Genomic DNA, 19343 nt, shown 5'->3' with positions numbered 1-19343 from the left:
TTGCTATTTTTTCAGGTTAATCGGGCCGTCGCTGGGACGTGAGTCGTCCTCATCAAAGACATCATCCTCATTCAATCCCCAATCATCCTCTGTGTCTGCACTAGGATTTTGGGGGACTTGGGCGCCACCCGGTGAAGGTATGGGATCTTGCGGGGGAACCAACACTCGATACTCTGCATCGTAGACAGACTCTGTTTGTCCCACCCCCGACTTGCTGGGATCTCGATAGCCATAGGAGTATACTGAGCCAGCCCAAGACTTGCTTTTCGGTTCCTGCGTCGATTCGTAAGCCCTCGGATTTGCTGCTGGAACGTCATTTACCTGCGGTCGATCGGCAAAATCTCGATCGTCCCCCCAATCATCATCGCTGCCGCCAGAGACCGATTTTGAGCTATTTGAAACCCAATCATCTTCATCATCTGCGGCTTGAATAATTGTCGGTCGATCGTAATTCTTAGCAACAGGAGGGTTTGGAGTTTCTGGTTGGAAAGTTTGCGGAGTGTAGCCTGCCGGTGTCCCGTACTCAGTTCGATCGGAAGTTTGGCTATTTACCGTCTCAAAATCGGGGTCAATCTCCTGTTTTCTGGGAGGGGGAGGTGGCGCGTAAGCTGTTCTCCTGTCTGGTGAGACAGCCTCACGGCTGCGAATGTCGCGGCCGCTGCGCCCTCGTGTTTGAGATAGGTAATTTGAAAAGGAGAGCAAAGCAGAAATCAATAAAGACGTGACAACTCCCGTCCCCATGCTGAGCAAAATCCAGATAGATAAGGGTAAAGCGGGCGATCGAATTCCCAAAAATACCAGCGATAATGCCGGCTCCACATTTTGTAAGGCAAAAATAGTTAGCCCTACCACAATCACTAGCAATAATACAGGGCGCATATCAAATTTTTATTGGTTATTGGTTATTGGTTATTGGTTATTGGTTATTAGTTATTGGTTATTGGTTATTGGTTATTGGTTATTGGTTATTGGTTATTGGTTATTGGTTATTGGTTATTGCCAACTGCCAACTGCCAACTGCCAACTGCCAACTGCCAACTGCCAACTGTCAACTGCCAACTGTCAACTGTCAACTGCCAACTGCCAACTATCAACTGTCAACTGCCAACTGTCAACTGTCAACTGTCAACTGTCAACTGTCAACTGTCAACTGCCAACTGTCAACTGTCAACTGTCAACTGTCAACTCTTCTTCCTTCCAGCGTTTGAGAGGAACGCAATCAATCCCCAACTGATCCAAAGCACGAGCCACCACAAAGTCTACTAAATCTTCAATTGTTTGGGGATTGTGATACCAAGCGGGAATCGCTGGCACAATTCTAGCTCCCGCTTCTGCTAAGGTCGTCAAATTCCGCAGGTGAATCAAACTAAAAGGGGTTTCTCTAGGTACAAGTACCAATTTACGCCCTTCCTTGAGCTGAACGTCGGCCGCTCTTTCGAGTAAATCCGAGCTCAAGCCAGCCGCCAATTTGCCTAGTGTACTCATGCTACAGGGAATAATCATCATCCCTTGGGTGCGAAACGATCCGCTAGCAATATTAGCACCAACATCTTGCCAGGGATGACACCGGAGTTTGCCAGAATTGGGTACTCCTGCTTGTTCTCGCCAGAATTCTTCTTGCAGAGTCGGTTCTGCGGGCATTCGGATGTTCTGTTCGCTTTGCCAAACCATGTAGGTAGATTTTGATGCTACCAGTTCGACGGCTCGATCGGCTTCCAAGAGATATTTTAATGTTCGCACGGCGTAAATCAGTCCCGATGCTCCAGTCACTCCTACAATCAGCGGGTAGTTATTTGTCATTAGTTAGTTGTTATTTGTTATTTGTTATTTGTTAGTTATTATTTGACTGTTGACTGTTGACTGTTGACTGTTGGCTGTTGACTGTTGACTGTTGACTGTTGTTGATTATTTTTGGATGATTTATGAGTATAGTTTGCTCCCAATTTATCAATACTTAGTTGCTAGACAATGACAACTAAGTATTGAGGAAAATTAACTGTCAACTGTCAACTGTCAACTGTCAACTGTCAACTGACTATTCCTCATCATCAAAAGCTTGGCTACCGCCGCCAACTGCAACTAAATCAATTTGCTGGCGGTAGTAGTCAACGCTTTTGACTTGAACTTCTACCCGATCGCCCAAACGGTACTGATTGCGGTTTTTGCGGCCAACTAGAGTTTGCTGGCGCGATCGATATTCATACCAATCATCCTTCAGCGAAGAAACGTGCACCAACCCTTCAACTCGCAAAAGTTCACTTTCCGGCGGCCGCACCTCAATTTCCACAAAGAAACCATAAGACTGCACCCCTGTAATCAAACCCTGGAAAGTTTGACCGGTGCGCTCTTTCATCAATCCGGTTTTCTTCAATCCCTGCAAATCGCTTTCGGCATCCTCAGCAACCCTTTCGCGTTCCGTCAGGTGTACCACCGCCGCTGCAAACTCTGTCTCAAACTCGTGATGCAAGTCTGGCGGCAGGACATTCCAAGTAATTTGACCGTGACAGGAGGAATGGTGCAGGTTAACTTTTTCCTTAGCGCGAGTTGTACGGCTGCTGCGCCCTTGCTCTAACACAGCGTGCAACACCCGCAGCACCAGCAAATCGGCGTAGCGGGAAAGCGGCGAAGTGCAGCGCGTGTAGCCATCTGACAGGGCCAAACCGAAGTGCGGCTTGGGAGTTGTGCTGTAAACAGCGGGCTTCATCGTGTCTTCGAGCAGGTAGGTGAGAACTCTTTCGGACTTGAGGCCGGCAAACTGTTGGGTAAATCGCTGGAAGTCAAAGGGCAGAACTTCTTCCTCGTTTTCGAGATACAGTTCGCCTCCGAGGTTGTTCGAGAGTTTGATGAACTCTTGAATGTCTGCCGGATCTGGCATCGGTTGGACGCGGTAGATTGCTGGGACTCCCAAGGCTTGCAGGTGGGTGGCGACAGCTTCGTTGGCAAGTACGACCAACTCGGAGACAGCCGACTGCACGGGGGGAGCCGTTGCAAAAGCTCCTAATTCGCCTTCGTCGTCGAAGTGAGAGTTAGCGTCTGGCAAATTTAGTTCAAAAGCTCCCCGCTTGAGCCTCGCCTGTCTGGCAGCCTGTGAGGCTGCGGAGATTTGAGCTAGGAAAGGACGGAGGGCGGAGGATAAAGCGCGATCTTCGGCATCGGAGCCTGGTTCGACAATTGCTTGAGCTTGCTCGTAGGTTAGCTGGTAGTCAATGTGAATGACGCTGGTTTGAATTTCGTATTCTAGGAGTTCTCCTGATTCGTCTAGGGTGAGCATGATGCTGAATGCCAGCCGTTCGGTGTCTAGCAGCAGGGAGCAGCGATCGCTGAGGAGTTCTGGCAGTACGGCGATGATTTTTTCTCCCAAATGGGCTGCTGTGCCTCGTTTGCGGGCTTCGCGGTCTAGGGGGGTTTCGGGCTGTACGTACTCGGCGGCGTCGGTGACGTGGACTCCAACTTGCCAGCCGCCGGACTTCAGACTTTCGATCGACAATGCGTGTTCTATTGGCGGATCTGAGAGGAATGAAGTGGGGTCAAACTCGTTTTCGGCGGAGTCCTCTGAGAAACTTTCCTGCTGAGTTTTCGGGGCATCATTTTCGCCGTTGGTTTCTATCGGTTCATTTCTGCTGAAGGTAACAGTCAAGATGTTCCGCAAATCTAGCCGTTTTTTGATGTCGGTTTTTTTGACTTTGCTGGGCAAATTTTCGGCTGCTTTGATGACGGCTGCGGGGAAGGAGCGCGGCAAGTCGTGCTTGCAGCATACAATGTCGAGGTCGTCGGCGGCTTCGGCGTCGGAACCGAGTACCTGTACTACTTTGCCGACTGGGCGGTGGGTTCCTAGGGGATAGCGTTTGACTTCGACGTGTACTAAATGGTCGATCGCCTCTTGGAGATTTGTACCGTTGGCGAGCAAGTCTAGTTCAAACAGCAGGCGATCGTCCAGGGGAATTGCTCTGTAGCTGACGCGGCCGGTGGGGGTGGCGGTTTGCTTGACTCGCGCCAGTACCGAGGGGTTGGCGCGTTCGAGGATCAGCATGACTTCGCCTTCGGGCGATCGGCGGCGGCTACCTTCCTTGATAATTTTGACTAAAACTCGATCGCCATTCCAAGCAGTCGAGAGGTGACTTTCCCGCACATAAACGTCTTCTGAACCTTCAGCATCTTGAATTGCAAAGCAAAATCCTTTGCTCGAACAGCGCAGTTTTGCTTCTACTACGTCATCTTCAGCTACTCGACGATAGCGGCCTTTGTCTTTGACTAATATACCAATTTTCTCTAGAGCTTCTAATGCAATTTGAAGTTTGAGTTGACTGGTTTCATCATTGCAGTCGAGTTTTTTTTCTAGTGCTTTGGGAGCCACTAATTTGTCTTCTGTAAAATTTGCCAGCAGTGCAGCGATAGAAAATTCCATGTAGCGATCGATCCTCTTGTTTCCAGCAATTAGTCTAATTTTGGCGAAATCAGCCGCACCCTTTCTTGCCCTCGCTGTGCCTGCTTCCCAACAAATGCGCGGGTTAGTCGGTGGAGATACCAGCACAGTCGGTGCTACCCGTGCGCGGGGATTTTTTCAGATTATTTCCCCACACCAGCAGTCGCTAATTGTCTGCTGTCTGTCTGCAAATGACAGATGATGGTGCAGACAAATACCCCATACCCTATTCCCCAATACAATTTTTTAGCGTTGGTTCCTTTGCTTTTGGCTTGCAGCGCCGAGCTCTTCGCGAAGTAGAAAGCCCCTGTCGGTTCTTAAAAGATGACTCGATGCTGAAAGCGACGGGTTGAGTCCTGGATCGGGAGATGGAGAGATGCAGAGGGAGAAAATTTGCATTTGGGCCTCCTGCCTTTTTCCTTCTGCCTTTTTCCTGCTTTCTTCTGCTTTTTGAAGTGCCTCTTGCCTTGTGCTAAAGCCAAAGATTTTACCGGCGATCGGGCAAAATTGCTAGTAGCTCATCGCTGCGATGCCCCTGTTTTTTCCACGCGATCTGTCCTTGGGGACAGAGGAGGAACGAGCGGGTCGGGAGCAATCTGTGCTGTAGAAGGTGCTTGGTACACAAAACCGGAGACTTTTACTACTTTTGCCTAGTTGCTGTGTCATAAAAGCACTCGGTAAGTGGGAAACGAGCGAGACTTCAGTCCTGAGAGGGAAACTCCAAGAGCGGTTTCAACCGCCTTGAATCCCCTTGCGGGGTAGAGGGGTATGGTTGCCCCTCTGGCGAGGATGGTTGTCCTCAATCTCCCTTTCGGGTAAAGTTAGCTTCGCCAATGTTATAAAGGCTTGTCAGGCTAGCAGCACTGCCTCAGTGACTTTAAGGCTGTTTAACTACTAGCGACAGAGCAAGGGACTAGCTTCGCATCCCAGGGTGTCGTGACCTAAATAACGTAGCCAGTTAAGGCTTAGGCTGGTCAATACAGCTTGCTCGATTTCTCTTACAAGCTCAGTGGCTTTAGCACTGAGTTACTGACCTCCTATAGGTAGAAATGACTGCCGGTGCTTGTTAGCTTAAACCGCCGGATGTGGGATAGGGTTTAATGGCGTGAAAGGTTGCGTGCATGATTCACCTTTCATTTATTGTATGTTGAATATGTGCTTTCAGAAAATTGTTTTCTCTGTCGTTGTACTAAACTCAACTCATCAGCCCCTTTTGATTTCGGGGTAAAAAATTTATGTTTGCAGAATTTCGCGCCCTTTATCCCGCTGGACAGTTGATCTGTGAGTTGCTGACTATTCATCACGGTAAGTTTGTGGTTCGCTGTTTGGTTGAGGTTGACGGCAAAACTCTCGCTACTGGTATGTCCGCTGCTGAGTCTGTTGAGGATGCTGAAGACCGCGCCCGATCGCGAGCGATTGCTGTCCTCGCATTTGCTCCGGCTCCGGCTTCGGTTGCTGCTGTTCCCGTTCCCGTTCCGGCTCCGGCTTCGGTTGCTGCTGTTCCCGTTCCGGCTCCGGTTGCTGTTGTTCCCGTTCCGGCTCCGGCTCCGGTTGTTCCCGTTCCCGTTCCCGTTCCGCCAGCCCTTGCTCCGCTTCCGGTTTTAGAAATGCCTGTTCCAGACAAAGTTGACATACCGCATCAAAGCAATTTTGTCAATGCCGAACCCAAATTAAATGCAGAGTCGATCGCACCTGTAGCGGAACCTTTGCCGCCAACAGTTGATTTACCTCCGGCAGTGGGATTTGTACCAAAGCAGTTAGACTCGGACGCTTGGCTGTCTTCCAGCTACGGCGAACCGCTTCCCGAACTGGAAGTGCCAAATACTAGCCAAAGCGAACTGTCGCAGGGTGCGGCCGAAGTCCGGGAATTCCAACCGATCGCGGTAGGAATTCCCAGCGATGCGATCGAAGATGATTCTGATACGATCGCCCAAATAGACGCAATTCTCAAACGGCTGCGATGGACAAAAAAACAGGAAACCGACTGTCTCGAACAAAATTATGGCAAGTCATCGCAGAGAGAACTTGCTAGCGAACAGTTGGCAGATTTCCTAGAATATCTGGAAATCTACAGCAGAACCACCGAAGAAATCAAGAGGTTGGGATGGACAGCCAACCAAGGAAAAGATTATCTCAAACAAGGTTACGGCAAAGAAGCGCGACATTTCTTAAATAGAGAAGAATTGTTCGACTTCCTGCAATATCTCGAATCTTTACCCTAAAAATCAGGAAAATAGGTTTGATCGTGAGGACTTCAGTCCTTCTTTCTTGCGGACTTTAGTCCTTAAAATAGGTTCGTAGTGAGGACTTCAGTCCTTCTTAAGACTAAAGTCCGAACGATCAAAGAAGTTAGCATAAAAAAACCTAAAATAGGTTCGTAGTGAGGACTTAAGTCCTTCTTTCTTGCGGACTTTAGTCCTTAAAATAGGTTCGTAGTGAGGACTTCAGTCCTTCTTAAGACTAAAGTCCGAACGATCAAACAAGTTACCGTAAAAAAGCCTAAAAAATGTTCGTAGTGAGGACTTCAGTGCTGCTGTCTAAGGACTAAAGTCCCAACGATCGAACCTATTTGATGAAAAGGAATTAAGCGGACAGTAAAAATCAAAAATCAACAATGAAGAAAATTTCCCCATTGTTGATTTTTGATTTTTAATTTACGCCACAGCAGCGATCGGGCGGCTAGCAGAAGGACGGCGATCGATCACTTGATCGACTAAACCATAATCCTTTGCTTCTTCAGCCGACATAAAGAAATCGCGTTCAGTATCTTCTTCAATGCGAGAAAGCGGCTGACCGGTATGATCTGCCAAAAATTGATTCAGGCGCTGTTTGTGGTACAAAATCTCTTTCGCCTGAATTTCAATATCGGTAGCTTGTCCTTGAGCTCCGCCCAGAGGTTGGTGGATCATAATCCGGGAGTGAGGCAAACTCATCCGCTTGCCTTTAGCGCCCGCACTCAGCAGAAAAGCGCCCATGCTGGCGGCCAAACCAAGACAAATAGTGCAAATATCGGGACGGATGTGGTTCATCGTGTCAAAAATCCCCATACCTGCTGTTACCGATCCGCCGGGGGAGTTGATATAGAGGTAAATATCTTTCTCCGGGTCTTCGGCGTCTAAAAATAGCAATTGGGCTACGATCAGGTTGGCTAAGTCGGAGTCAACCTGTTGGCCCAAGAAGACGATGCGATCGCGCAGGAGTCGCGAGTAAATGTCAAAGGCGCGTTCGCCGCGACCGGATTGTTCTATAACTGTTGGGATCATTGACCGGGCCTGCCTATTACGTATCTTTTTTTTATTTTAGCGATTTGGGCTCACTTATAGTTAGGGTGCGCTGGCGGGCGATCGGCCCTGAAGGCTAAAAGCTTGAATCTGAAACCAGTTGAGGCATTCTCGTCGGTTATGATTAGGTGTGGAAGTTTCTGGTGAAAATGAAATGACTTCTCAATTACAAACTAAGTTACTGCCAACTCAACAACCAGAAAAAGTTCTGTATCCAGACAGCGACGGACAGCCCATGTCAGATAACACCCTTCAATTTGGTTGGATTGTCAAACTCAAAGAAGGGTGCGAAGCCTTATTTAAAGACAATCCAACTGTATTCGTAGCCGGCGACTTGTTGTGGTATCCCGTCGAAGGTGACAATAAAACTCGGCGTGCCCCCGATGCTATGGTGGTATTTGGCAGACCAAAAGGATATCGCGGGTCTTACCAGCAATGGCTGGAAGATAATATCGCGCCCCAGGTCGTTTTTGAGATTTTGTCGCCGGGAAATACGCTATCGGAAATGGCGCTGAAGTTGCAGTTTTACAATCGATTTGGTGTGGAAGAATATTATCTCTACGATCCAGATAATAACGATCTGACTGGATGGCAAAGAACTGAAGCAGGACTAACAGTAATTGAGTCTTTAGATGGCTGGATCAGTCCGCGTTTGGGAGTTCGGTTCGTATTTGCAGAACCAGAATTAGAGATAATTCGTCCCGACGGACAGCGGTTTTTGTCTTATGTTGAGTTAATGGAACAGCGGGATGAAATTCAGCAACAGCGCGATGAAATTCAGCAACAGCGCGATGAAATTCAGCAACAGCGCGATGAAATCCAGCAACAGCGCGATGAAATCCAGCAACAGCGCGATCGCATGGCTGCAAAACTGAGAGAACTAGATATCGATCCAACTCAGATTTAAGAATAGAACTCTTGCAAAAATAATTAGGACGGGCAAGATGCCCATCCCACAAGATTTATTTTTTTTGTGGGATGGGCATCTTGCCCGTCCCATCAATTGATCAAAAGGATTTTTGTAAGAGGCTTAATAGGTGCGATCGCTCCCTCTCCTTTAGCAGCAGTTCCATTTGTGCATCCCGTAAGGTAGCAAGGGTTTGTTTCAAATTGGTTTCAGCTTGTGGGCGATCGCAAATTTCTTGACGAAGCTGTTGTTGAATGTTCTCCAAAGCCTGATAAGTATTCACCCCTGCTAGAACTTCTTCAATTTGAATCGATCGAGTTGTTGCATCGAGACAATCTTCCTCAGTCCAGGTATCGCTTGGCTCGACGACAGAGACATTTCCCTGTGATAAGTCGTTGAGGATTAGAGTTGCTAAGTGTAGTTGCTCCGTTGGTGGCAAAGTGCGGACAACTTGAAGATAGATTTCTTGAGCATTAGTCGGCATATAGCGGTTTTCACAAAGATTCGCGGACGTTGTTGGGAAGAGAGCCCTCTTGATTTCAGCGGTTATGTAAGCTGTCAGCCATACCTCATCTTTTTGAGAAAGGCTATAATATATCCTCCTGCCTTCAATTATAACTTAAACTGGTGTTTTGCTAGAAAGATCGATCGCCCTTATCTCAATACTTCGGACATTTTTAGATCTAATCGAGTATCTCAAACCCTTGATGGCTATAGGGATGAGTATTTTTTCAATGTTTGAGTCTAGCCCGCTCGTTTCAAAAAAACATTAAAAATGCCAGGGCTTACGCTGTAACGCTTACAGAGTCGTTGAAAAACTGTCCGAAGTATTGTTATCTGAGATTATTAAAAGAGTTATAGCGGATCTAGCTCCCATATTCGCGGACGTTGTTGGGAAGAGTGCCCTCTTGGTTTCAGTGGTTATATAACCTGTCAGTCATACCTCACCTTTTTGAGAAAGGCTATACATCAACTACACCAAACTTATCAAATTTTAATCTGCCAACCGCGGCGGTACATCCCATACAAAATCAACCACCAACACAATACCGCCGTCACTGCAAAAGCCAGAGAACCATTCAACGGCCCAGCCCAAGGCACAAACCAGTTTTCATAAATCCAAGTGTAAGTTGTTGGAGCAGTTTCGCCACTACCGATATGAGTTTTCAACAAAAGTCTGGCGACAATCCCAGAAGCAACAAACAAGAAAATCGCATTCAATCCCATAATCTCAAACGGTCGCCCCCATTTCCAACCTCGCACTTCAATTGTTTCGTAGCAAGCTGCTAGCAAAAGCAAAGCCCAACCTGCGGTAAAAACTACATAGGAACTCGTCCAAAGTTGTTTGTTAATCGGAAATGAAAATCCCCACAAATGACCAATTACTAAGCAACATAATCCACTAATTACTAAATTTAAACTCGTCCGGGTTTTGATTGGCTGCACGCGCAACCATTCCCCTGTAAAATAGCCGATCAGCACTGTCACGCTGGCTGGTAACGTACTCAACAATCCTTCTGGATCGAAGGGGCCGCCTTTGTACAGGTGTTGGCTGCCGAGAATTAGCCGATCGACATATCCACCTACATATCCCTCCGGCGTCAGTGCGTATTCAGTGTACCCCCCTACAGCAAATACAAATAATGCGCCCCAATAACCTAAAAGCACGGCAACAGCGAGCAGTTTTTGATTGCGGGGGGAAAGGTTCAACATCGCGATCGCACTAATTGCATACGCTAAGCCAATCCGCTGCAAAACTCCCATGATGCGGATTTTACCGAAATTTGCGATCGGGGCGCCGTTCAAAAGTACGTCAAGGGCGATCGAAGATGTATTTAGCAGCAATCCTAATACAAATAAAATCGCCGCCCGCCGCACAATTCGCCAATAAATATTTGTTTCTATTTTTGTAGTAGTTTCAGTATATTTTGACAGCGAGAAAGACATCGCACAGCCAACGATAAACAGGAAAAACGGAAATACTAAGTCTGTCGGGGTGCAGCCGTGCCATTCTGCGTGTTCTAGCGGCGGATACACCTGTTTCCAACTGCCGGGGTTGTTCACTAGAATCATGGAGGCGATCGCAATTCCGCGAAAAACATCAAGAGATTTTAAGCGCATAAATTAAGTTATCTGTTATTTGTTATTTCTTATTTGTTATTCGTTATTCGTTATCAGTTCGTGATAATAAATGATACCCAATGCCCAATGCCCAATACCCAATGCCCAATGCCCTATATTTCAATTCCTTCCAAAGTCATAATCAGTGCATTCTTCATCAACATATCGCAGCGTTCTGCATAAAACAATGCAGCCTTATCATACTTGTTCACTTGCAAGACACGCATAAACATTTGCCTCGCCTGCGCGAATTGCTGCTGGTAGTGAAAAAAAATGCCCTGTTCAAAATCAGTTTGGGTTTTTCCTTTTAGTTCGATCATCATATCCGAGTCGCCGTCATAAATCTCAAACACAGCCACCGGCGCTTGTTTTCCTTTTACTTGAACGCGATCGAGAAATCGGCACTTATAATGTTGGGGGTCGTCAATCCGGCACAAAGTCTGAACGCTAGCAACAATACCAACTCCGTAAAGCTTTGTCAATCCTTCCACCCTAGAGGCTAAATTTACAGCATCAGAAATGACCGTACTTTCCATCCGTTCCGCCTCGCCAATAGTACCCAACATTAAAGTTCCAGTATGCAAGCCAATCCCTATAGAAATAGGTTTGTATCCACAATTTTGTCTGTGTTTGTTATAAATTTTAACTTGCTGCTGCATCTCTATTGCTGCTTGCACAGCATCTTCAGCACAGTTAGGAAATAAAGCCATAATTCCGTCACCAATATATTTATCTATAAAACCGTTGTACTGGCGGATAACTGGGCCAACTCGGCTTAAGTAAGAGTTGAGAAATTCAAAATTTTCTCGGGGAGACATACTCTCTGACAAACTTGTAAATGAACGAATATCAGCAAACATAATCGTCATTTCTGCCTGTACAGAGTCTCCCAATCTGGCATCAACTATGCTTTCTCTTTGGAGAAATTTCAAAAATTCTCTGGGTACAAAGCGCGCTGACGCTGCTGCTATTTTTTCTAGTTCACTTTTGCTAGCCTCGATTTGAGTCAGGGCGCGAAATGCTCTGAGTGCTGTCACTACCGTGGTAAATAACTTTTTGTTTGTTAGTTCTGTTTTTGTTTTGTAATCATTAATATCGTAGCTGACAATTACTACATCTTCTGGCACTTGTCCCGGCTGTCCGGTACGCAAAATAATCCGTACTACTTGATTCTCTAAAATATCGCGGATGTATTTTACTACTTCCAAGCCTGCCTCTTCTGTTTCCATGACTACATCGAGTAAAATCAAGGCTATGTCTGGATGGGCTTCGATTATTTCTTTGGCTTCTTTACCTGAGTAAGCGCTGATAAATGCGATCGCTTTGTTTTCAAATATAAATTCATTTAAAGCGAGTTTTGTAATATTATGAATTTCTATTTCATCGTCTACAATCAATATTTTCCACGTTCCTGCGATCGGCTTGTCTTCCGTCTCGTCTTCGTCGGCAAAGATTAATTCATCGTCGCCCGCCACTATTAATTCGTCATCGCCCGCAGCCAACACATTTTTACTAGCTTCTGACATTTATCGTTCTCCTAAATAGAATTATATTAAAACTGACAGTATAATAACTAATTTCTTCTTATAGCCGGAAATTCTATCATAAATTTTGTGCCTTTTTCTACTTGACTTTCGCAGCGAATTCTGCCTTTTAGTTTTTGCGTGACAAGGTTGTAAATAATGTGCAGTCCCAATCCTGTGCCGCCCTGACCTCTTTTTGTCGTAAAAAATGGTTCAAAAATTTTACTGAGATTTTCTGGGGTAATTCCTTTGCCGTTATCGGCATATTCAAATATTAGCCGATCGCCCTCTAGTTTCAAATCAAACGCCAGAATCCCCCCATTTTCTCCATCGTAAGCGTGAATTAGGGAATTCAACACCAGATTTGTCACAATTTGAGAGAACACACCGGGGTAACTGTCCAGTACAATATTTTCATCGCACTTAATCTCTACTTTGTGCTTAGTTCTTCTGAGTTTGGCGCTTAAGGATGTCAAAATCTCCTCTAGATAGTTTTTCACGTTAAACGTGCGTTTTAATTCGCTCGACTGATCTACAGCCACTTCTTTAAAACTGTGAATCAAGTCTGCCGCCCGCGTGAGGTTGGATAAGATCATATTACTGCTTTGCAGCGCCGTATCCAGGAATTTTTCTAGCTCCGATCGTTTAATTTGACCCTTGCTGTAAAGATCCAAAAATTTTGTGACTTTTTCAGCCAGTAGCGAGGCGGCAGTGATACCTACGCCGATGGGAGTATTTATTTCGTGGGCGACACCTGCAACCAACCCTCCGAGGGCAGCCATTTTTTCCGCTTCTACCAGTTTATTTTGAGCCGATTTTAAGTCTTCTAAAGTTTGGGACAATTCGCAGGTACGCTGCTGAACTAAGTTTTCAAGATTCTGATTGAATTGCTGCAAGTTCATGTAAAGTTGGGCGTTTTCAATCGAGATAGAAATTTGAGAAGACAGCAGTTTTAATAGTTCCAACCTGTCTGGCGTAAAAGCGCCTGTAGTCAGATTGTTTTCTAAATATAAAATGCCACTGAGTTTGCCTTGATGGATTAAGGGAGTGCAAAGAATTGATTTAGGTTGAACCGCAATTATATAAGGTGCGCGAGTAAATTGTCCTTCGCGGGTGGCATCATTTAAAACTATACTTTCCTGGGTACGGGCGACGTAGTTGACAACAGAAACTGCCAGCAAAGTTACTTCTCGATCTTCACCTACAAAATCTATCGGAATTGATTGCATTACATTAACCCGCTCGACATCTACAGAGCCTGATGCTTCAATCACCCATTGACCAGATTTTTCTAGTATTAAAAAGCCTTTTTGTCCCCCGGCATTTTCAATAACAATTTTCATCAGTTTTGCCAGCAGTTTGTCTAGAACTATTTCGCCCGCTAAGGTTTGCGATGCTTTTACTGCTGTTGTCAAGTCTAGTACGCCTGCACCGTCGCTCGTAGTGCAAGCGCTACTCGTAGATTTGTGAGTTTCGATATTAGTTGAAATTGAGGGTGAAGTCAGCAACTGCGAGTATTTTGATTCTAAATGCGCTACTTTCGCTTTAGCTCCCCAGCGCTGATAGCAATAACGCGCTTCTGTCAAGTAAGTTTTCGCAATTTTTTCTCGTCCAATCGATAAATAAAATGCTCCTGCCAATTCTGCTGCTAGTGCTTGTACCTGTATGTATCCGTTTGTTTGCGCTCCGGCAATGGCGGAGTCGTAATATTCCATTGCTCTCACAATATCTCCCAATATTCGAGCTTTTTCAGCGGCAATCAAGTCACATTTGTGCTGGAGGTTCATCGGCGCAGAAAGTGCTTTCTTTTGCATTTTTTTTAGGTTGGTGTTTGCGTAAAAAAGATGCTCTTCTTGTACCTCTTTTGTTGCCGATGGATATGCTGCGAGTCGGGCGAGAGAATCGTAAAAATGGTATTCAGGAACATTAATAAACCCCACAACTCCGTCTAAATAAACTTCGGCTTGCGCTGCATTTTCTAGCGCCAGCTCGACATTGCCAAATAAATAGGCTAATATTAATTTCTGTAAGTAAAAAGTTTGAAGTCCCACTCGATCGTTAACTTTCAACAGCAGCGGCAATAATGTTTTTTCGCTGTAAGCTTCACGTAATAAAATGTCGGGGCTTTCCATTTTCCCCATCAATTGCAAAACTGTTTGCCAATATATTTGATTCCAAGTCAATACCGTTTCTTGCTTTAGTTGAAATAGCAAATGGTTGTAATTTACCATTTTTCGTTCCAGTTGCGGCAATTCTTGACCAATAAAATACAAGGACTGACAAATATTTACGGCAGAATATCCAACCGATTCTAAATCACCATTTTCGAGCGCGCTTTGATAGGCTTCTTCTAACAGAGGTAAAGTATCTTTAACGTGATGTTTGCCGTGCATCAAAATGAAGGCAACTAAATTAAGAGTCTTGCTTTTGAATTCTAAAGCATTTAGTCGAGCGATCAAATTTAATGCTAATTGACCAAATCGCTCGCCCGATTCAATGTCTCTAACTATTCCTTTTAAAATTGCTCCGTAATTAGCATAACCGAAGGCAGAAAAAGCAGAATTTCCGTAGTTGATAGATAAATTAACTTGCTCGCAGACAATCAACGGCAACAGTATGGGTTCAACAATCGAGGTAGCCGACAACATACTGGAAAGCACGCGCATAGTTGCTAATTTACGCGGCTCGGTCATCATAGGCAAGTCAATTAAATCTTCTATCTTTTTTCCTGTTAAATAAGCTGAGGTTTTGGTAAGTGCTTGCTGAATGTGGAGGGGAGTTGGCGATTTTGGAAAGTTTATTCCTAACATTGTGAGTGATTCCCGACCAATTGTTACCGCTTCTTGCAGTTTGGTTTGCATCGCACAAGCTGTGATTCGGATTTCAAAAACTTTGACTTTGTCTAGTTCATTTTGGGCGTATTGCAAGACAATTTTTGCCCATTTTTCCATTTGTTCAAAATCGGTATTGAGGTAAGCTGCTTCTGCTGCTGACTCGTAGAGTGCAAGAGTCAAGTCGTAGTCGGTTTGCCAACTTTGCATGGGAAGCAATGCAATACCTGCGGCCAAATATTTGACAGCGAGTTCGTAAGCTGCACTGGCTTTTGCTTTGCGGCCCGCCATTAAATTTAATTTACATAAATGAAGTTTTTCTAATTTACTGCTGATGATTGGTTGGGCTGCATTTAGTTGGTTGACTAAATCGAAAATATGGTTTTCTAATTGCTCTGGATGCGCGTTTTGCAGCAAGAATCTGCCGATTTTGAGATGAATTTCTTGTTTCTGAGATTCCGATATTAAAGCGTAAGCTGCTTGCTGAACTCGCTCGTGCAAAAATTTATAAGTTGCGCTACCAGCATCAGCAACTGGTAGGGACAATTCATCTGTAACGTCTCTAGATATTTGGTCTTTTAAGCCTGTGCTTGCTGCTAGTGCGATCGGAATTTTGTAAGCGTTATTCACGGGCAAAATGAGACCGGACTGAAGTGCCTCCCAGAGGTCTATTGCTGCGGAAGTGAGAGGTTGTTCGCTGATTTGGGAGAGAATTGCTAAATCAAATTTGTTACCTATACAAGCGGCTAATTTTAGCAGTTCCTGCGTATTGCCTGAAAGTTTCTGAATGTTGTCTATCATTAATTCCACAACATTGTCAGTTATTCCTATTTCTTGTATTTGCTCAATGTCCCACTGCCACTCGCCTGTGATTTTGCATTTTTTCACAGCTTGTTCTGGGATTTGTTCGGCAAAGTCAGACAAGTGAGGTTCGGCTCGATCGACGGATTTTTTAGAGGCTACAATTTTAAATTGTAGCATTTTTTGCGAGTAAAGAGACTTCAGCAACTGGATTATAAAAAATGGATTTCCTCCGGTTTTGTGAAACAGTAATTGTCCCAAAGGTAGCGATTTTTCTGGGGCGCAGATCAGAGTATCCGCGACGAGTTGATTGACGCTGTTAATATCTAAAGGCAAAAGGGCGATCGTACTTACATTCCCGCCTGCTTTCCTAATTGTTTCTGCGGCTAGCATTACGGGATGATTTGCATCTACTTCTGATTCTCTATAGGCTCCGATTATTAATAAGTATTGGCTGGCCATGTCAGTTGCTAGCAGTTGGATCAACTTGAGCGAGGCTGAATCAATCCACTGCAAGTCATCGAGAAAAATCACCAGCGGGTGTGCTTTTTGAGTAAAGATGCGGATGAATTTTTGAAATACTAAATTAAAGCGATTTTGAGATTCATTCGATCCTAAATCTGGCACAGAAGGCTGCGACCCGACAATCAGTTCTACTTCTGGAATAACTTCAATAATTACTTGGCAGTTGTTACCGAGAGCATTTAAAATTTCTTGTTTCCAAACTAGCACTTTGGCGGCTGTTTCTGTGAGAATTTGCTGCAACAAGTCTTGAAAAGCTTGGAGCAAAAAAGCGTAGGGAATATCGCGCTTGAATTCCTCAAATTTGCTGTCTATAAAATACCCATTCTCCCGGAGTATGGGTTGGTAAATTTCATAGACAAGCGACGATTTGCCAAGACCGGCACAACCGGAAATAAGTAGGATTTCTGTATAGCCTCGCTTCATGCGATCGAACGTATTGAGAAGTAGATTAACTTCCGCTTCTCGTCCGTAAAGTTTTTGGGAAATTTGTAGGTGAGTTGACCGATCTTGCTCGCCGAGGGTGATGTGAGAAATTGCGCCGCTTGTTTGCAGTTGAGCGAGACAATTTTCCAAGTCATACAAAAGTCCGAAAGCACTTTTATACCTGTCTTCGGCTGTTTTTGCTAATAGCTTCATTACGATATCGTCAATGGCTAGAGGAATCTCGTCGCTTTCTGTTTGATTGATGCTGCTTTTGACTTTCTGCTTTCTATTTTCGCCAGGAGAAATGGGCGTTTTAGCAATATGGGAGTGGACTAATTCCATCGGATCGATCGCACTAAAAGGCAATTCGCCGCAGAGCATTTCATAAAATGTGACGCCTAAAGAATAAAAATCGGTGCGGTAGTCGATCGCCCGATTCATGCGTCCCGTTTGTTCGGGAGAGATATAGGCGAGGGTTCCTTCGAGTAAATTGGGGTGGGCCAGGGCGGGGTTTTCGCCCGGTAGCAGGGAGGCGATCGCAAAATCAGTAATTTTGACATCCCCAGTCTGGATATTGACAATAATATTGCTGGGTTTAATATCTTTGTGAATGATGTGGTGTTCGTGAAGTTGCCCGAGAGTTTCTGCTAGTTTTATGCCTATTTGGAGAAATTGTTGTAAATCTAGCTGGTTGGTGCTGAGAAAATCTTTTAGGGAAATGCCACCAAAATCTTCTAAAATTAAAACAGGAAAGTGATTGTATTTTTCGAGCTTGTAAAGTTTGACTATTCCTGGCAAATTTAAATTTTTAAGGATTTCTGCTTCGTGCAGGAGTTGGGCTATTCGCCCTGGGGTAGGGTAGGTCGGCGTGAGAGTTTTCAGGATAACTGGTTTTTGATCTTCAAGCTGCATCCCTCGATAAATGGCTGTGTGGGGGTTTGTATAAAGTTCTCCGTCAATGCGGTATCCCGGAATGGTAATCATGCTGTTTGAGGGCTGGCTTGAAAAGTACGGTTAGAGGATTTTAGATTTTAAATTTTAGATTTGAGATGGAAGAAGTGGGAATGAATGATGACAGAATGGTTGACATATTGGCTGCTGTTGTTGTTTTTTACATGGTATTATTAAGTAAGTAAAAATACAGATCGCAGATCGAGGGCGGTTTTTACGGCAGTAAACTAGCTGCTATTATGTAGCTTAGTTAAACCAGGCCCTAAAGGCTCATCCTTGATACTTTTTTGGGGTTTACTCAATTATCTATATTCTAGTATTCAAAAAATCAGAAGTTGCATTTTGCTATCGGGCCAGTGCCAAAATAAACTGGTACGTGCAAATCAACAGGTAAAATCTAAAAACAATCATGCAGAATATAACTGCCTCAAATCCAGCTACTGCGACCGATCGCAATTTTGGCACCGCAGACATTAAACTACTGGTAGTGGATATCGACGGGACGATCGCAGGTTTGTCAAATCAGATCCGAGAACCGGTCAAGCAGGCCATTTTGGCAGCCCAGTCGCGGGGAGTGAAAGTAGCTGTCGCTACGGGCAGGATGTACCAGTCTGCTTTGCGTTTCCACTCGCATATCGGCTCAACTCTGCCGCTGATTTGCTACCAGGGCGCGTGGATTCAAGATGTCGCGAGTCAAAAGCGGCTGCGCCACTTACCGCTGTCGATACCAAGGGCTTTGCAATTGTTAGAGCATTTTGAAGTACCGGAATTGCGATCGCTCCTATCGATCCATTTCTACATTGACGATAAACTGTATGTACCAGAAATTACCACAGCTACCCGACTTTATGCCGAACGATCGGGTATTCAACCAAATGTAATTAAAGATTTGCGGCGAGATATTCCGGGGGAACCGACGAAAGTCTTGGCTTTGTGCCAGAATCCGGAGGTACTCGACGGCTTGCTCATTAGTATGCGCGAGCGTTACACGCCTGCGGAGCTTTATTTAACTCGATCCGTTGCTACTTTTTTTGAAGCGACGCATCCTTCGGCGAATAAGGGAGATGCAGTGCAGTATTTGGCGGAGGAAATTTTGGGTTTGCAGGCGGCGAATGTGATGGCGATCGGCGACAATTTTAACGATCTAGAAATGATTTCCTACGCGGGTGTGGGCGTGGCGATGGGGAATGCTCCTGATGGGGTGAAGGCTGTTGCTAATTGGGTGGCGCCGGATGTGGAGGAAGATGGTGTGGCGGCTGCGATCGAACAATTTGTTTTGAGCGCGAGCTAATATTGTTAGTTGGTGGAACAGGCTGGAAAGCCTGTTATCTGTGGTTCGTAGTGAGGACTTCAGTCCTCATAAATTCAGAGGACTGAAGTCCTCACTACGAACCTAAGAGTATTTATTTAACGAACCGCGAAGACGCTAAGAACCCACATTCCGCACCCCCAACTGGCACATACACTGCTTGAGGGGGTAAAAGTGAATTATCCGAGATAATAGTGAGTAAAAACACCCAGAAATCTGTGCAATTATCGCATCACCCAGTTAGGGAT

The 19343-nt window shown here is 45.2% G+C and carries 12 protein-coding genes; 4 read left to right on the top strand and 8 right to left on the bottom strand.

The window, feature by feature from the left end:
• Window positions 1-3: 3 nt before the first annotated feature.
• Window positions 4-879: a LapA family protein gene (locus QZW82_RS15765; protein WP_293149693.1), complete on the bottom strand. Its 876-nt coding sequence runs from the start codon at window positions 877-879 to the stop codon at window positions 4-6.
• Between QZW82_RS15765 and QZW82_RS15760 the strand changes: the two genes are divergently transcribed.
• Window positions 864-1208 (top strand): hypothetical protein, encoded by a 345-nt coding sequence (locus tag QZW82_RS15760; protein ID WP_293149812.1) that lies wholly within the window; start codon window positions 864-866, stop codon window positions 1206-1208. The two genes, QZW82_RS15765 and QZW82_RS15760, sit on opposite strands and share 16 nt — an antisense overlap.
• On the opposite strand, the gene QZW82_RS15755 is transcribed toward QZW82_RS15760, so the two are convergent.
• Entirely contained in the window at window positions 1168-1800 is a 633-nt protein-coding gene (locus QZW82_RS15755; RefSeq protein WP_293149691.1) for a flavin prenyltransferase UbiX, read from the bottom strand. The genes QZW82_RS15760 and QZW82_RS15755 overlap by 41 nt on opposite strands.
• Window positions 1801-2035: 235 nt before the next feature.
• Complete coding sequence (locus QZW82_RS15750) at window positions 2036-4405, bottom strand: ribonuclease R family protein (protein WP_293149810.1); 2370 nt, start codon at window positions 4403-4405, stop codon at window positions 2036-2038.
• A 1253-nt stretch (window positions 4406-5658) separates the two neighbouring features.
• Between QZW82_RS15750 and QZW82_RS15745 the strand changes: the two genes are divergently transcribed.
• Entirely contained in the window at window positions 5659-6645 is a 987-nt protein-coding gene (locus QZW82_RS15745; RefSeq protein ID WP_293131946.1) for a hypothetical protein, read from the top strand.
• Between the two features lie 432 nt (window positions 6646-7077).
• Here QZW82_RS15745 and clpP read toward each other — a convergent pair whose 3' ends face one another.
• Window positions 7078-7710 (bottom strand): ATP-dependent Clp endopeptidase proteolytic subunit ClpP, encoded by a 633-nt coding sequence (clpP, locus tag QZW82_RS15740; protein ID WP_293149808.1) that lies wholly within the window; start codon window positions 7708-7710, stop codon window positions 7078-7080.
• Between the two features lie 148 nt (window positions 7711-7858).
• On the opposite strand from clpP, the gene QZW82_RS15735 reads away from it, so the two are divergent.
• Window positions 7859-8611 (top strand): Uma2 family endonuclease, encoded by a 753-nt coding sequence (locus QZW82_RS15735; RefSeq protein ID WP_293149689.1) that lies wholly within the window; start codon window positions 7859-7861, stop codon window positions 8609-8611.
• A 100-nt stretch (window positions 8612-8711) separates the two neighbouring features.
• Here QZW82_RS15735 and QZW82_RS15730 read toward each other — a convergent pair whose 3' ends face one another.
• The 4 genes from QZW82_RS15730 to QZW82_RS15715 all read right to left on the bottom strand — a co-directional run bounded on the left by QZW82_RS15730 (window position 8712) and on the right by QZW82_RS15715 (window position 17819).
• Window positions 8712-9095: a hypothetical protein gene (locus tag QZW82_RS15730; protein WP_293149687.1), complete on the bottom strand. Its 384-nt coding sequence runs from the start codon at window positions 9093-9095 to the stop codon at window positions 8712-8714.
• 503 nt (window positions 9096-9598) lie between these two features.
• Window positions 9599-10732: a DUF5009 domain-containing protein gene (locus QZW82_RS15725; protein ID WP_293149685.1), complete on the bottom strand. Its 1134-nt coding sequence runs from the start codon at window positions 10730-10732 to the stop codon at window positions 9599-9601.
• Between the two features lie 113 nt (window positions 10733-10845).
• The gene (locus QZW82_RS15720) at window positions 10846-12258 is read right to left on the bottom strand and encodes an adenylate/guanylate cyclase domain-containing protein (RefSeq protein ID WP_293149683.1); all 1413 of its coding nucleotides are present in this window, start codon (window positions 12256-12258) and stop codon (window positions 10846-10848) included.
• Between the two features lie 47 nt (window positions 12259-12305).
• Complete coding sequence (locus tag QZW82_RS15715) at window positions 12306-17819, bottom strand: ATP-binding sensor histidine kinase (RefSeq protein ID WP_293149681.1); 5514 nt, start codon at window positions 17817-17819, stop codon at window positions 12306-12308.
• A 376-nt stretch (window positions 17820-18195) separates the two neighbouring features.
• Between QZW82_RS15715 and QZW82_RS15710 the strand changes: the two genes are divergently transcribed.
• Window positions 18196-19077 (top strand): Cof-type HAD-IIB family hydrolase, encoded by an 882-nt coding sequence (locus QZW82_RS15710; protein ID WP_293149679.1) that lies wholly within the window; start codon window positions 18196-18198, stop codon window positions 19075-19077.
• The last annotated feature ends 266 nt before the right edge of the window (window positions 19078-19343 follow it).

The organism is Microcoleus sp. bin48.metabat.b7b8b9.023 (genome assembly GCF_013299185.1).
In the GTDB taxonomy this organism is placed as follows: Bacteria; Cyanobacteriota; Cyanobacteriia; order Cyanobacteriales; family Microcoleaceae; genus Microcoleus.
Note: the sequence above shows the minus strand (reverse complement) of the source record. Positions and strands in the feature narration are given on the sequence as shown.